Here is a 14,856-nt window from a genome sequence, read left to right as displayed (position 1 = left end):
CAAGCGCGATGGGTGACGTCAGTTGGGGCTTAGGCTCTTAGCGGGGCTGCTCAACGGCCTTTCAAGCCCCGTCTCGACGCTCCCCGCTCCCCCCGCACTCCCCGGATTTATTCCGGGGCCCACACCCAGGTGCGCACACGCGTGAACGGACGGTGCGGGTGGACAGGTAGGCCCCGGCACAGGGCCGGGGAGTTATTTGGGCTGGATGGGGAAACCGCATCTGGCCCCTCGAGCAAAGCACGATCAGATGGAAACATCGGTTCGACCTGAACCGATCGTGCTCTGAGGGCACCAGGTCCCGGACGACGCTGTCGCGTGTCCGGCCGAGGGAGAGGTGAGGCCATTCCCTCGTCCGACCGGATCCCCCTCGAAAGGGGGCGTCCGGGACCCAGATCTCTGGCGCGCCGCCTTACGCGGCTTCGCGCTTGTTGCGTTCCTCTTCCGGATCGTAGGCCAGCGACGGCGCCAGCCAGCGCTCCACCTCCTCCACCGACATGCCCTTGCGGCGGGCATAGTCCTCGACCTGGTCGCGCTCGATCCGGCCGAGGCCGAAATAGCGGGCGTCCGGGTGGGAGAAGTACCAGCCGGAGACCGACGCGGCCGGCCACATGGCGAAGGACTCGGTCAGCTTCACCCCGGCCTGCGTCTCGGCATCCAGCAGCTCAAACAGCATGCCCTTCTCGGTATGGTCCGGGCAGGCCGGATAGCCGGGGGCCGGGCGGATGCCGCGGTAATCCTCGGCGATGAGCTGCTCGTTGGTCAGTTCCTCGTCGGCGGCATAGCCCCAGAATTCCCGGCGCACCCGCTCGTGCATGCGCTCGGCGAAGGCTTCCGCGATCCGGTCGGCCAGGGCCTTCACGAGGATGGAGTTGTACATGTCCCCGGCGTCCTCGAACTCCTTGGCCTTGTGCTCGATCTCCAGACCGGCGGTCACCGTGAAGCCACCGAGCCAGTCGCCGCCCTCGGGCGAAATGTAGTCGGACAGGGCCAGGTTCGCCTTATCTTCGCCACGCGGCATCTGCTGGCGCAGGGTGTGGACCATCCGCTCGCCCGCCTCGGTCTTCAGGCGGATGTCGTCGCCCTCGGCCTTGGCCGGCCAGAAGCCGATCACGGCGCGCGGCTTGGCCCAGCCGCCCTCGACGATCTGCTTCAGCATCTCCTGGGCGTCGTTCCACAGCGGACGCGCGGCCTCGCCGACCTTGGGGTCGTCCAGGATGTCCGGGAAGCGGCCGCGCAGCTCCCAGGTGGCGAAGAACGGCTGCCAGTCGATCCGGTCGACCAGTTCCTGCAGCGGGTAGTTCTCGAAGGTCTTGATGCCCTCGAAGGCCGGCTTCGGCGCCTGATAGCCTTTCCAGTCGATCTTCGCCTTGTTGGCGCGGGCATCGGCGATGGTGATGCGGTCGCGATCGACCCGGCCGGTGCGCCGCTTCTCGGCCATCTTCCGGTAGTCGGCCCGGATGCCCTCCGCATAGGCGGCGCGGCGGTCGCGGGACAGCAGCTCCTGCACCACGCCGACGGCACGGCTGGCGTCGATCACGTGGACCACCGGTCCCTTGTAGGCCGGATCGATCTTGACGGCGGTGTGCATCTTCGAGGTGGTCGCCCCGCCGATCAGCAGCGGCAGGTCCATCCCCTCGCGCTGCATCTCGGAGGCGACATAGACCATCTCGTCCAGGCTCGGCGTGATCAGGCCGGACAGGCCGATCGCGTCCACCTTCTCCTCGGCCGCGACCTCAAGGATCTTCGCGCAGGGGACCATCACGCCGAGGTCCACGACTTCGTAGTTGTTACACTGCAGCACCACGCCGACGATGTTCTTGCCGATGTCGTGGACGTCGCCCTTCACCGTCGCCATCAGGATCTTGCCCTTGGCGCTCTGGTTGTCGTCCTTCTCGGCCTCGATATGCGGCAGCAGGACCGCGACGGCCTTCTTCATGACGCGGGCCGACTTCACCACCTGGGGCAGGAACATCTTGCCGGCGCCGAACAGGTCACCGACCACGTTCATGCCGTCCATCAGCGGGCCTTCGATCACGTGGATCGGCCGGTCCGCCTTCAGGCGCGCCTCCTCCACATCGGCCTCGACATAGTCGCCGATGCCGTGGACCAGGGCATGCTCCAGGCGCTTCTCGACCGGCTCCTCGCGCCACTTGTCGTCGACCACCTTGGCCGCAGCGCCGGAGCTCCGGTACTCGTCGGCGATCTCCAGCAGCCGGTCGGTGGCGTCGGAGCGGCGGTTCAGCAGCACGTCCTCGATCCGCTCGCGCAGCGCCTCGGGGATGTCCTGATACACCGGCAGGGCGCCGGCATTCACGATGCCCATGTCCATGCCGTTGTTGATGGCATGGTACAGGAAGCAGGCGTGCATCGCCTCGCGCACGGCGTTGTTCCCGCGGAACGAGAAGGACACGTTCGACACGCCGCCCGACACCAGGGCGTAGGGCAGGTTCTCCTTGATCAGGCGGGTGCCCTCGAAGAAGTCGACCGCGTAGTTGTTGTGCTCCTCGATGCCGGTGGCGACGGCAAAGATGTTCGGGTCGAAGATGATGTCCTCGGGCGGGAACCCGACCGTCTCGACCAGCAGGTCATAGGCGCGCTTGCAGATCTCGAACTTGCGCTGGGCGGTCTCGGCCTGGCCCTCCTCGTCGAAGGCCATGACCACGACGGCAGCACCGTAGCGGCGGACCAGACGGGCTTGGTGCAGGAACTGCTCCTCGCCTTCCTTCAGGCTGATCGAGTTCACGATTCCCTTGCCCTGCAGGCATTTCAGTCCGGCCTCGATCACCGTCCACTTTGAGCTGTCGACCATGATCGGAACGCGGCTGATGTCCGGCTCGCTGGCGATCAGGTTGAGATAGGTGGTCATCGCCGCTTCGCTGTCGAGCAGGCCCTCGTCCATGTTCACGTCGAGGATCTGGGCGCCGTTCTCGACCTGCTGGCGGGCGACCTCCAGCGCGGTCTCGTAGTCGCCGTCGGCGATCAGTTTGCGGAAGCGGGCGGAGCCGGTGACGTTGGTCCGTTCGCCAATATTGATGAAAATTCCCTGGCGCTCGGTCAAAACGCACTCCTCAAGTCAAAAGGTTCAAGGCCGGACAGGCGCATCCGCAGCGAGAGCTGGGGCACCACCCGCGGGGCGGCGGCTTTGACCTGCCGGGCGATGGCGGCGATATGGGCCGGCGTGGTGCCGCAGCAGCCGCCGACGACGTTCACCAGCCCGTCCTCGGCCCAGCCGCCGAGATGGGCGGCGGTCTGTTCCGGCTTCTCGTCATAGCCGCCGAACTCGTTCGGCAGGCCGGCATTGGGATAGGCGGAGACCCGGACATCGGCGACGCGGGACAGCTCGGCCACGTGCGGTCGCAGGTCCTTCGCACCCAGCGCGCAGTTGAAGCCGACGCTGAACGGGTTGGCGTGGCGCACCGAGTTCCAGAACGCCTCCGGCGTCTGGCCGGACAGGGTGCGGCCGGACCGGTCGGTGATGGTGCCGCTGATCATGATCGGCAGCTTGGTCCCGGTCTCGTCGAACGCCTGCTCGACCGCGAACAGGGCGGCCTTGGCGTTCAGCGTGTCGAAGATGGTCTCCACCAGGATGATGTCGGAGCCGCCCTCGATCAGGCCGAGGGTGGCCTCCAGATAGGCCTCGCGCAGCTCGTCGAAATTGGTGTTGCGCGCCCCCGGATTGGAGACGTCCGGCGAAATCGACGCGGTCCGGTTGGTCGGACCGAGGGCGCCGGCGACGAAGGTCGGCCGCCCCTCCTCCTCGCGCACTTTGTCGGCGGCGCGCCGGGCGATGCGCGCGCCCTCGATGTTGATCTCCTTGGCCAGGTGGGACAGGCCGTAATCGGCCTGGCTGATCGACGTCGCGTTGAACGTGTTGGTCTGCGCGATATCGGCCCCGGCCTCGAAGTACTGGCGGTGGATATCCTCGATCTTCTCCGGCTGGGAGAGGTTCAGGATGTCGTTATCGCCCTTCAGATCGTTGTTCAGATCGGTGAAGCGATCCCCGCGGAAGTCCTCCTCGGTGAGGTTCAGGCCCTGGATCATGGTGCCCATGGCGCCATCCAGGATCACGACCCTCTGTTCCGCGAGGCGCGAGAGTTCTCGTGCCGCTTCAGTCATTCGGACTCTCCAAATCGGTCAGTAGCTGCGGGCGACCGGTATCGGGCCCACATCGTTCGCCGGCGCCGGACGGGCCGGCCCCTCGATGGTCTTGGATGGCTCCAGGCGCCGCCCGCCGGTGAAGGCGATCCGGTGCCGCAGCCCGGTCAGGTCGGCCACCGCCGCCCAATGGGGCGAGGACGGGGCCAGGTCGACGAACAGCGCCGCGCGATATGCGGTGGCCGCCGCCTCCAGGGTCTCGGCATAGGGCCGGTCCAGGTTGTCCGGCGCGATGGCCAGACCCTGGGCGCCGATCCCGGCGACGGCCGCCGCCGCACGGGCGAGCCCGTCGGCGATCGCGCCGCGGGCCAGCGCGCCCAGCCGCGTCTCGTAGCGCAGCTTCACCAGCACCGGCACCGTGCGTCCCGCATCGGCCATGCCGCGCCGCGCACCGTCCATGGCGGCGACGATCCGCGCCGGGCACTGGGCGGTCTCCAGAAGCAGGAGGTCGGCCCCGCCGCCCACCAGCCCGGAGGCCATGGTGCGCGTCGCCGCCTCGACCCGGCCGAGCGGCAGGAAGCCGATCAGCGGTGCCAGGGCTTCCACCCGGGCGACACCCATGACCCGCCGGTCCTGCCCATGACGCCGGGCCGCCTTGGAGGCATGCTCGGCCGCCATGTAGGAGACGATGAACGCCTCGTCATGCATGCGGTAGCGGTCCAGCCGCTCCGGCGAGGCGCCGCCGGTATTGGTGCGCAGGATGTCCGCGCCCGCGTCCAGATGGCGGTTGTGCACATCGATCACCGCCTTGGGATCGGTGATGTTCAGCTCCTCCAGACAGGAGGCGCCGGCACGCGCCGACAGCTCCCCGAACCCGCCGGAGACCAGCGCGGGGCCGGTCACGGTGCCAGCCTTGGGTTCGGTGAAGCCGATGGTCACGCCGCGGCCTCCATTTCCGGCCGCAGGCCAAGACGGCGGCAGATCGCGGTGGTGAGCTGCGGACGGTTCAGGGTGTAGAAGTGGAAGTCCTCCACGCCCTCTTCCATCAGCTTCATGCACAGATCGCTGGCCGTGGTGGCGGCGACGAGCTGGCGGGTCTCCGGATCTTCGTCCAGGCCGTCGAACAGCTCGGCCATCCAGGCCGGCACGACCGCGCCGCAGGCGTTGGAGAAGCGCACCACCGTCTTGAAGTTGGTCACCGGCAGGATGCCCGGCACCACCGGCACGGTGATCCCGGCCTTGTCGCAGACATCGCGGAACCGCAGGAAGGTGTCGGCCTCGAAGAAATACTGGGTGATCGCCCGGGTCGCGCCCGCGTCGATTTTGCGCTTCAGGTTGTCCAGGTCGGCCTCCGGGGTCGGGCTGTCCGGATGCACGTCCGGATAGGCGCCGACGGAGATTTCGAAATCGCCGATCCGGCGCAGCCCCTCGGTCAGCTCGGCCGCGTTGGCGTAACCGCCCGGATGGGGCTCGTAGCGCTCCGCATCGGCCGGGGCGTCGCCGCGCAGGGCGACGATGTGCTTTATGCCGGCCTGCTGCCACTCGCGGACGATCTCGTCCACCTCCTCGCGGGTCGCACCGACGCAGGTCAGGTGGGCCGCCGGGGTCAGGCTGCTCTCGCGGGCCAGACGCTTGACGATGCGGCTGGTGCGCTCGCGGGTGCTGCCGCCGGCGCCGTAGGTCACCGACACGAAGGACGGACGGTACGGCTCCAGCCGGGACACCGTGTGCCAGAGCTTGGACTCGCCTTCCTCATCCTTGGGCGGAAAGAACTCGAAGCTAACGCGTGGAGTGTCGGACATGACGCTCATCCCCTCAGGACGCCGCCCGCAATTCTGCGGCGCCGGTGTTTCCGGTTGTCAGTTCAGTGCCGTCCGCCTTGCGGGCACTCCACAGGCAGACGGTCAGTGGGTCGCCGGTCAGGCTCACCGCCGGCTCCAGGCCGAGACCGGCGCTCTTCGCCAGCCGGCCGATTTCCTCGCCGGAGAAGCCGAGCCAGCGATGGGTATGCTGCTCGCGGAGTTCCTCCAGCTCGTGCGGCGCGAAGTCGACCAGGATCACCCGGCCGCCGGGCTTCAGCACCCGGGCCGCCTCGCGCAGGACCTCGCCCGGCATCTCGGCGTGATGCAGGACCATGTTCAGGGTCACCGCGTCGAACCGGTCGGCCGGGAACGGCAGGTGGTACATGTCGGCCAGACGGACCTGACAGTTGCTGAGGCCGGCCCGGTCGAGCTTGTCGCGGGCGATCTCCAGCATCGGCTTGGCGTTGTCGATGCCGACAGCACTGGTCACGTGATCGGCGAGCTGCTCCAGCACCCGGCCAGTGCCGGTGCCGATATCGAGCAGGCTTTCCACCGGCTCGGCCCGCACCGCCTCCATCAGGCTGGCATCGACCAGCGCGTCGTCGACATAGAGGCCGCGCAGATCCTCCCAGTGGACCGCGTTCTCCTGGAAATAGGCCGTGGCCCGCTCAGAACGGCGGCTACGAATGGTCTCCAACCGCGCCAGATCCGTCTCCAGCATGGCGTCGTCCGCCGGCACCAGCGGCGTCAGCGCCCGGGCGACATCGCCGCCCGCGGTGCGCTCCGCCACCCGGTAATAGGCGCGGGCCCCTTCGCGGTTCCGCTCCAGCACGCCGGCCTCGACCATCAGCTTCAGATGGCGGGACACGCGCGGCTGGCTCTGGCCGAGGATGTCGACCAGATCGGTGACCGACAGTTCGGAGCGCGCGCACAGGACCAGAATCCGAAGCCGGGTCGGCTCGGCAATCGCCCTCAGTCCTGCAAGCACATCATCCATTCGGTCACCTCTGATAACAATATAAGGATATCTTTATGTGTTTATCGGATCAAGACCGAATTCGGTTCTCAGTCGACCGAAACTGTCGGCATGACGACACACCGGCCTCCAGGGCGATCGCTCGAAGGCCCTCGCGATAGGTCGGATAGGTGAGCTCGACGCCCAGTTCATCGGTCAGCCGCGCGGTGTCGAGCCGCTTGCATTCGCTGTAGAAGCTGCGCGCCATCTCGGAGAGTTCCGCGCTGTCGAACGGGATCGGTGTCGGCGGATCGATGCCCAGCAGCCCGGCGGCGAAGACGATCGGGTCGGCCGGGGGGCAGGCCTCGGTGTCGGCCACGTTGTAGATCCCGCCGTCGCGCGGCCGGGCCATGGAGGCGAGCAGGATCGACCCGATATCGTCCACATGGATCCGGTTGAAGACCTGCCCCGGCTTGTCGATGATCCGCGCCTTGCCGGACTGGAGCTGCTCGATGGCGTTACGGCCCTCGCCCGGCCCGTAGATGCCGGCGACGCGGAACACCTGGACGGCGATGTCGGATCCGGGAAAGGCGTCGAGCCAGGCCCGCTCCGCCGCCGCCCGCAGCTCGCCGCGTCGGCTTCCCGGGGTCGGCGCCTCGTCTTCGGTCACCACGTCGCCCTGCCGGTCGCCGTAGACCGCCGGGGTGGACAGGTAGCCGACCCAGCGCAGCGTGGCGCAGGACCGCAGGTCCTCGGCATGCCGCTCCAGCGCCGGCACCAGGATCTCGCGCGGCGGCACCGTGTCGACCAGATGGGTGACGCCGGCGAAGGGATCGGCCGCGGCGATCGGCGCCGTGCCGTCGAAGGCATGGACGGTCATGCCCTCCGCCTCGGACAGGGCCTGCGCCTTGTCCCGTGAGCGGACGGTACCGGAGACGGCCCAGCCGGAATCGCGCATGCGCCGGGCGAGGCGCAGGGCGGTATAGCCGAGGCCGAAGAAGAACACATGGCCGGGGGCGATGGCCGGGGCGGGAAGGTCGGGCATGGCGGCGCCTCTGACGGAAACGGGACGCCTTCAACATGTCATGCGTTCGGCATATTGCCACCCGCCATGGCCCGGGTATCGTCGGTATCATGGGATTGATCAGACGCAGACAGGCGGCGCGCCCGATGGCCGCGCGTTCCAGGCGGGGTGTGCCCGGCGACATCCCGCGCCTGTATCCGATCGTCGCCGCCGCCCGCGAGAATCGGCAGTTCGAGACGGCGGCCAGCTTCGACGCGGCGGTCCATCCGTATCTCGCGGCGGGGCTGTGCTGGGTGCTGTCGGTCGACTCGGCCATCGTCGGATTCGTCGCGGTGGATGCCCGGGCCGGGTCGGTGGAGATGCTGTACGTGCACCCAGCCCATGAGGGCAAGACCATCGGCCGCGCGCTGATGCGCCGGGCCCTGAACGATCTGGTGAAGCTGGGCCACCGCATCGCCTGGCTGGTCACCGCCCAGGAGACGCGGGCGGAACGCTTCTACCGCGCCCAGGGCTGGGTCGAGATGGGCCCGGCGGGACGGGGCTCGGTGAAGCTGGCGAAGAAGCTGAGCGGGATGTAGGGGATCAACGCCTCCCCCCAATGTGTCTTCCCGTCCCGGATTTAATCCGGGATTGCGCCGGGACCGAGAGGTAGAGCAGCTGGATCGTTCGAGTGGATCTTGAGGCGCTCCAGCAAGCGTCGCTCTCGGTCCCGGCGCAAGGCCGGGAAGATGGGAAGGGCCAGGAAGTATCACCCCCACCTCACTCCCCGGCCTTGTGCCGGGGCCCACTCTGACGCTGCTCCGGGCCATGGAGATGCGTGACCAAGCCGACGCGTGGGCCCCGGCACAAGGCCGGGGAGTGCGGTTGGGGCGATGGGAGAGAAGTCCCCTACCCGGCACGTCGGCGCCGACGCCGGCCGCCTTCACCGCCGGCCTCGCCCGGGTCGGGCCGGGCCGGCAGGGTCACCGCCGCCGACAGGTTCGGAAACGGCGCAGTCCTGTGCGGCAGCGCCATCGCATCGACGAAATGCTCCTGGAAGCGCGGCTCGACCGCCGTTTCCACCTTCTCCACCCGGCGCACGACCCGTTCGATCTCGCGCCGGGCGTCTGCGTTCAGCAGCGCCATGCGCGCGCCGGTTCCGGCCGCGTTGCCGACCGACCAGACCTTGTCCAGCCGACAGTCCGGAATCATGCCCAGGATCATCGCGTATTTGGTGTCGATATGACTGCCGAAGGCGCCGGCCAGGATGATCCGGTCAACGCTCTCCACCCCCAGCTTGTCCATCAGCAGCGCCGCGCCGGCATACAGCGCCGCCTTGGCGAGCTGGATCGCACGGACGTCGGTCTGGGTGATCACCACCTCCGGTGACAGCCGGTAGGAGAAGGTGCGCCCGTCGCTCTCGATCCGCGACGTGCGGGCGGCCATGGCGCCGTCGATCGTGCCGTCGGTCTTCAGCAGCCCGGTCAGTACCATCTCGGCCAGCACCTCGATGATGCCGGAACCGCATATGCCGGTCACGCCGGTCTTCCAGGCTTCGGACTGGAAGCCCTCCTCGTTCGACCAGACGTCGACGCCGATCACCTTGAACTTCGGCTCCAGGGTCTCCGGATCGATGCGCACCCGCTCGATGGCGCCGGGGGCCGCGCGCTGGCCGCAGGTGATCTGCGCGCCCTCGAAGGCCGGGCCGGTGGGCGAGGAGGCCGCCAGCAGCCGTTGCCGATTGCCCAGCACGATCTCGGCATTGGTGCCGACATCGACGATCAGGGTCATCTCGTCCTGCTGGTGCGGGCCTTCCGACAGGATCACCGCGGCTGTGTCCGCCCCCACATGGCCGGCGATGCAGGGCAGACCGTAGGCGCGGGCGTCGGGGTGCAGGGAGATGCCGAGCTCGCCGGCATGCACGTTCACCGCCGTGTCGATCGCCAGCGCGAAGGGCGCCCCACCCAGTTCGGTCGGATCGATGCCCAGCATCAGGTGGTGCATGATCGGGTTGCCGACGAACACAAGGTCGACGATGTCCTCCACCGCGATCCCGGCCTCCTGGGCGACCTGGGAGGACAGGTGGTTCACCGCCTCGCGCACGACGCGGGTCAGCTCGACCTCGCCGCCCGGGTTCATCATCACGTAGGAGACCCGGCTCATCAGATCCTCGCCGAAGCGGATCTGCGGGTTCATCACGCCGCTGGAGGCCGCCACCTCGCCGGTGGCGAGATCGCAGAGATGGGCCGACATGGTGGTGGAGCCGATATCGACGGCGAGGCCGTAGATCTTCTCCTTGAAGCCGGGCCACACGCCGGTCACCCGCCGGCCCTCGCGCAGGCAGACCGTGACCTTCCAGTCGCCCTGGCGCAGCGCCTTCTGCAGGTAGCCCAGCACCGGCAGGTCGCAGGTCACGTCGTCGGCGATGCCCCAGTCCGGCCACTGCTCGCGCAGGCTCTCGCACAGGCGGCGGAAATCGCCGGACGGCTCGTGCATGTCGGGCTCGCGCACCTCGACATAGTGCAGCTTGTGGATCGGGTTGATCTCGATCGCCCGCACTTCGGCGCGCTTGCGCACGATCTGGCGGTGGACCTGGCTGGTCTCCGGCACGTCGATGACGACATTGCCGAGAAGCTGGGCCGAGCAGGACAGGCGGCGGCCAGGGGCGAGGCCCCGCTTCTCGCGGTAGCGCAGCTCGTTGCGGGCCGGCTCGGAAAGATGGGCCGCACGGCTGTCGACCTGGAACTTGGTGAAGTTGCCTTCGCTGAGGGTGACCTGGCAGCGGCCGCAGAGGCCGCGCCCGCCGCAGACGGAATCGATATCGACGCCGAGCGCCCGGGCGGCCTGCAGCACGGGGGTGCCGACGGGAAAGGTGCCGCGGCGGCCGGACGGCGTGAAGACGACGAAAGCCTCTCCCGCGTCGTCATTCGATGCGGGCCCGGTCGGTCCGGTCGTGCTTCCTACGTCATCCATATCCGTTTCGGCAGCTCTCCGTTGTTTCCCCTATCCGCAGACCTCAGGCCCGCCGGCGGCGGCGCTCACGCCCGCCGCGTGCGCCCAGCGCGTCCTGGCCCTCGGCCGCCGGCTCGCGGAAGCGCCTGATCCAGCGCCGGCATTCCGGGTCGTGGCCCATCATCACGTCGGCGCCCATGACGCCGGCCATCTCCTCGGCATGCAGCGGGTTCATGATCGCCGAGGTCATGCCCGAGCCGATCGCCATGGTCAGGAAGGCGGCGTTCAGCGCGTGGCGGTTCGGCAGACCGAAGGAGATGTTGGAGGCGCCGCAGGTGGTGTTCACGCCCAGCTCGTCGCGCAGCCGGCGGATCAGCCGCATGGCGGAATGCCCGGCCAGGTTCAGCGCGCCCACCGGCATGACCAGCGGATCGACCACCACGTCGGCACGGGGTATGCCGTAGTCGGCGGCCCGCTCGACGATCTTCTTCGCCACCTCGTAGCGCACGTCCGGGTCCTCGGAGATGCCGGTCTCGTCGTTGGAGATCGCGACCACGGCGGCCCCGTATTTCTTGATCAGCGGCAGGACGACCTCCAGCCGCTCCTCCTCGCCGGTCACCGAGTTCACCAGCGCCTTGCCCTGATAGACCGAGAGGCCGGCCTCCAGCGCCTCGACGATGGAGCTGTCGATGGAGAGCGGCACGTCGGTGATCGACTGCACCAGCTTGATCGACTGGGCCAGGATCGCCGGCTCGTCGGCCAGCGGGATGCCGGCATTGACGTCCAGCATGGTGGCCCCGGCTTCCACTTGGGCGCGAGCGTCGGCCTCGACCCGGCTGAAATCGCCGGCGGCCATCTCGGCGGCCAGCAGCTTGCGGCCGGTCGGGTTGATCCGCTCACCGATCACGCAGAACGGCCGTTCGAAGCCGATGGCGATTTCCTTGGTGGCGGAACTGACGATGGTATCGACCATGGGGTGCGTCTCCGGCTTCGGGTTGGGTCAGGAGGCCGCGCGGGCCTGGTCGGCTGCGCCGAGCAGGATGGCTTGCTTGCGCGCATCCACGGTGAAGTCGCCGGAAGCGACCGCATTCGCCCAGTCGGCCGTCTTGGCGAGGCCGCCGAACGGGTAGAAATGCAGCTTCTCGATGCCGCACTCCGGGTCGCCCGCCTTGTAGGCGGCGAGGTCCAGCAGCAGCCGGTCGGGCGCCTGCACCAGCATCAGCTTGGCGAGGTTGCGGGCCTGGCGGGTCAGCACGCGGATGGACGGGCCGATGCCGGACATCTGGGCGAATTTCAGTAGGGTCTTGAGCGTCGCGAGGCCCGGCACGCCGAGATGGATCGGCAGGGTGTTGCCCCAAGCGCGGATCCGCCTGTCCCAGGCGATGATGGCGGCGGCGTCGAAGCAGAACTGGGTCTCGATATACATTTCCAGCCCGCGCTCGGCAGCGAAGCGGTTCTTCCAGAGCAGCGCATTCTTCAGCGCCGTCTCGTCAATGTCCGGGCTGCCCTCGGGATGGCCGGCGACGCCGATCTTGCGGATGCCATGGGCGTCGAACAGGCCGGTCGCCAGCAGGTCCATGGAGGAGGTGAAGGCGCCCAGCGGTCGGTCGAGCCCGCCGGCGATGACCAGGGCCTGGGTGACCCCCGCCTCGTCCTTCAGCCGGCCCAGCGTGCGGTCCAGCATGGCGGCATCGGTGATCGAACGGGCGGCGATATGCGGCACCGGCTCGAAGCCTTCGGCGCGCAGGCGGGTGGCGATGGCGATGGTGTCGTCGATGGCGCTGCCCGGCAGGAAGGTGACGTTGACCGTCGTACCCGGCGCCAGATGATCGGCGAAGGAGGCGACCTTGGCGGCCGACGCCGGCGTGGTCTCGACGGAGAAGCCGTCGATCAGGGTGATCACGTCACGCGCGGTCGCAGGTGCCATCCCAGTCCCCTTTTCCCTGCCGGACCCTCGTCCTGAGGATCGGTCCGGTCTCCCGCCCTATATGAGGCCTGTGGGACGGGACGGATTGCCGCATCTCGCCATCCGCAATCCCAAATCCGACAAACAGCCATGACGAGGATTGGATTGCGCGGCCGCACCGGCTGGGGCAGAGGAATTGCCGCGATCCTTCACCTTGCGAGGCGAGACCCCGATGACCGAGCGCAGCCGCACCTATACCTGGGCCGACCCCGCCCCGCTGACCGAGGCGACCCGCACACTGGACGGGCTGACCCTGCTGACCCGCATCAAGGACGGCGACCTGCCGGCGCCCAGCATCGCCGCCACCATGGGCTTCCGCCTTGCCGAGGTGAGCGAGGGCTGCGTGGTGTTCGAGGGGGCGTGGCAGGAATACCTGTCCAACCCGGCCGGCACGCTGCATGGCGGCTGGTACGGCACGATCCTGGACAGCGCCATGGGCTGCGCCGTGCATTCCACCCTGCCGGCGGGCACCGGCTACACGACCCTGGAATACAAGGTCCACATCACCCGCGGCGCCGGCCCGGACGCCGGAACGTTGCGGGCGGAAGGGGTTGTCGTGCACCGCGGCCGCCGCACCGCCACGGCGGAGGCGAAGCTGGTCGACGAGAAGGGCAAGGTGTACGCACACGCGACAACGACGTGCCTGATCCTGTAGGGGGCACCACTCTTCCTCTTCCCCTCTTCCCCTCTTCCCCTCTTCCCGGCCCTGAGCCGGGACCGAGGGTGACGCTCGCCGGAACGCAGCATATCGATCTCGACCGCTCCAGCTGCTTCCACTCTAGGTCCCGGCTCAAGGCCGGGAAGACGGGGGTGGAGGGAGGGATGGGGGCTATGTCATTCCCCACCTCCCCCGTCATCCCGAACTTGTTTCGGGATCAAGCCACCGACGCCAGGCCATGATCCCGAATCAAGTTCGGGATGACGGTTGGGGCAGTGGTGCAGTCGACGCGGCTGGCGAACAAACATCACCTCTTGACGCCGGCCGGGAAAAAACTCTCATAATTGGGAAATAATCCCATTTACGAGAACATCATGCCCCTGGATGACCTCACCCCCCGCCTCGCCGACCGGTTGAAGCGTCTGCGCCAGGAGGCCGGGTGGTCGCTCGACACGCTGGCGACGCGCAGCGGGGTCAGCCGGGCGACCCTGTCGCGGATGGAGAACGCCGAGGTCAGCCCCTCGGCCGAGGCGCTCGGCAAGCTCTGCGCCGCCTACCGGATGCCGATGTCGCGGCTCATCCGGATGGTGGAGCAGGACTTCGCCGCCCTGGTGCCCGCCGACGCCCAGACCGTGTGGCACGACCCGGCCACCGGCTTCGCCCGCCGCTCGATCTCCCCACCGGCGGACGCCCTGCGCGGCGAGGTGATCGCCGGCACCCTGCCGGCCGGTGCCCGCATCGCCTACGACACCCCGCCGGTGGAGGGACTGGAGCACCACCTGGTCCTGCAGTCCGGCCGCCTCACCCTGACGGTCGACGGCACCGACCATGTGCTGACGCCGGGCGATTGCCTGCGCTACCGGCTGCACGGGCCGACCGCCTTCGAGGCCGGGCCCGACGCGCCGGCCCACTACCTGCTGTTCCTGGTGTAGCGCCATGGCCCCTCTTCCCGGTGCCGGCACCGCGATCCTCATCCTGCTGGCCGTCATCGGCGGGGCGCTGATCGCCGCCCAGGGCCCGATCTTCGCCCGGCTGGCCGGCAGCGTCGGCGGCACTCTGCCGGCGGCCCTGCTGTCCTTCACCATCGGCACCTGCGCGCTGATCGGCCTGATCCTGGCGACAGGCACGCCCTTCCCCAGGCTGGCCGACATGCGGGCGGCGCCCGCCTGGGTCTGGGCCGGCGGGCTGATCGGGGCGTATCAGGTGATGCTGTCCATCACCGCCGTGCCGAAGATCGGGGTGGTGGCGTTCCTCACCGCCGTCATCGCGGGGCAGCTCATGGCGGCCATCGCCTACGATCAGCTCGGCGCCTTCGGACTGGCGGTGCGGGCGCTGACGGTCACGAAGATGGTGGGGATCGCGTTGCTGATCGGCGGCCTGGCGCTGATCGTGTGGGAGCGTTGATCCCGCCTCCCCCTCCACACT

Annotated in this window: 13 protein-coding genes; 4 read left to right on the top strand and 9 right to left on the bottom strand. The window is 68.6% G+C overall.

Annotation, left to right across the window (positions count from 1 at the left end; genetic code table 11):
• Positions 1–409 precede the first annotated feature (409 nt).
• Genes metH through ACOQOP_RS23450 form a run of 6 tightly spaced genes read right to left on the bottom strand, consistent with a single transcriptional unit; the run spans position 410 to position 7,897 of the window.
• On the bottom strand, positions 410–3,058 hold the full coding sequence (gene metH, locus ACOQOP_RS23475; RefSeq protein WP_420564250.1) for a methionine synthase: 2,649 nt from the start codon (positions 3,056–3,058) through the stop codon (positions 410–412).
• Complete coding sequence (locus ACOQOP_RS23470; RefSeq protein WP_420564249.1) at positions 3,055–4,116, bottom strand: homocysteine S-methyltransferase family protein; 1,062 nt, start codon at positions 4,114–4,116, stop codon at positions 3,055–3,057. Before ACOQOP_RS23470 ends, metH begins: the two co-directional genes overlap by 4 nt.
• A gap of 18 nt (positions 4,117–4,134) precedes the next feature.
• On the bottom strand, positions 4,135–5,034 hold the full coding sequence (locus tag ACOQOP_RS23465) for a homocysteine S-methyltransferase family protein (protein WP_420564248.1): 900 nt from the start codon (positions 5,032–5,034) through the stop codon (positions 4,135–4,137).
• Positions 5,031–5,897 (bottom strand): methylenetetrahydrofolate reductase [NAD(P)H], encoded by an 867-nt coding sequence (metF, locus tag ACOQOP_RS23460; RefSeq protein ID WP_420564247.1) that lies wholly within the window; start codon positions 5,895–5,897, stop codon positions 5,031–5,033. The genes ACOQOP_RS23465 and metF overlap by 4 nt, the downstream gene beginning before the upstream one ends.
• A 13-nt stretch (positions 5,898–5,910) precedes the next feature.
• Positions 5,911–6,894: an ArsR/SmtB family transcription factor gene (locus ACOQOP_RS23455; protein WP_420564246.1), complete on the bottom strand. Its 984-nt coding sequence runs from the start codon at positions 6,892–6,894 to the stop codon at positions 5,911–5,913.
• Between the two features lie 49 nt (positions 6,895–6,943).
• Entirely contained in the window at positions 6,944–7,897 is a 954-nt protein-coding gene (locus ACOQOP_RS23450; protein WP_420564245.1) for an SDR family oxidoreductase, read from the bottom strand.
• Between the two features lie 125 nt (positions 7,898–8,022).
• Here ACOQOP_RS23450 and ACOQOP_RS23445 point away from each other — a divergent pair, with 125 nt between their 5' ends.
• Entirely contained in the window at positions 8,023–8,454 is a 432-nt protein-coding gene (locus ACOQOP_RS23445) for a GNAT family N-acetyltransferase (protein WP_420564244.1), read from the top strand.
• A gap of 310 nt (positions 8,455–8,764) precedes the next feature.
• Here ACOQOP_RS23445 and ACOQOP_RS23440 read toward each other — a convergent pair whose 3' ends face one another.
• Genes ACOQOP_RS23440 through ACOQOP_RS23430 form a run of 3 tightly spaced genes read right to left on the bottom strand, consistent with a single transcriptional unit; the run spans position 8,765 to position 12,734 of the window.
• Complete coding sequence (locus ACOQOP_RS23440; RefSeq protein WP_420564243.1) at positions 8,765–10,828, bottom strand: ASKHA domain-containing protein; 2,064 nt, start codon at positions 10,826–10,828, stop codon at positions 8,765–8,767.
• Between the two features lie 43 nt (positions 10,829–10,871).
• Complete coding sequence (locus ACOQOP_RS23435; protein ID WP_420564242.1) at positions 10,872–11,780, bottom strand: methyltetrahydrofolate cobalamin methyltransferase; 909 nt, start codon at positions 11,778–11,780, stop codon at positions 10,872–10,874.
• Between the two features lie 27 nt (positions 11,781–11,807).
• A complete protein-coding gene (locus tag ACOQOP_RS23430; protein ID WP_420564241.1) occupies positions 11,808–12,734 on the bottom strand; it encodes a methylenetetrahydrofolate reductase in 927 nt (308 codons plus the stop codon).
• A gap of 211 nt (positions 12,735–12,945) precedes the next feature.
• On the opposite strand from ACOQOP_RS23430, the gene ACOQOP_RS23425 reads away from it, so the two are divergent.
• From ACOQOP_RS23425 to ACOQOP_RS23415, 3 genes are all read left to right on the top strand, one after another.
• Positions 12,946–13,428 carry a PaaI family thioesterase gene (locus ACOQOP_RS23425; RefSeq protein ID WP_420564240.1) on the top strand — a complete coding sequence of 161 codons (483 nt, stop codon included), beginning with the start codon at positions 12,946–12,948 and terminating at the stop codon, positions 13,426–13,428.
• Between the two features lie 377 nt (positions 13,429–13,805).
• The gene (locus ACOQOP_RS23420; protein ID WP_420564239.1) at positions 13,806–14,363 is read left to right on the top strand and encodes a helix-turn-helix domain-containing protein; all 558 of its coding nucleotides are present in this window, start codon (positions 13,806–13,808) and stop codon (positions 14,361–14,363) included.
• 4 nt (positions 14,364–14,367) lie between these two features.
• Positions 14,368–14,835, top strand: coding sequence for a DMT family transporter (locus ACOQOP_RS23415; RefSeq protein ID WP_420564238.1), 468 nt, complete (start codon positions 14,368–14,370; stop codon positions 14,833–14,835).
• Positions 14,836–14,856: the final 21 nt, after the last annotated feature.

This window comes from Thalassobaculum sp. (assembly GCF_965223715.1).
Taxonomy (GTDB): Bacteria; Pseudomonadota; Alphaproteobacteria; order Thalassobaculales; family Thalassobaculaceae; genus Thalassobaculum.
This window is presented reverse-complemented; position numbering and strand designations above follow the sequence as displayed.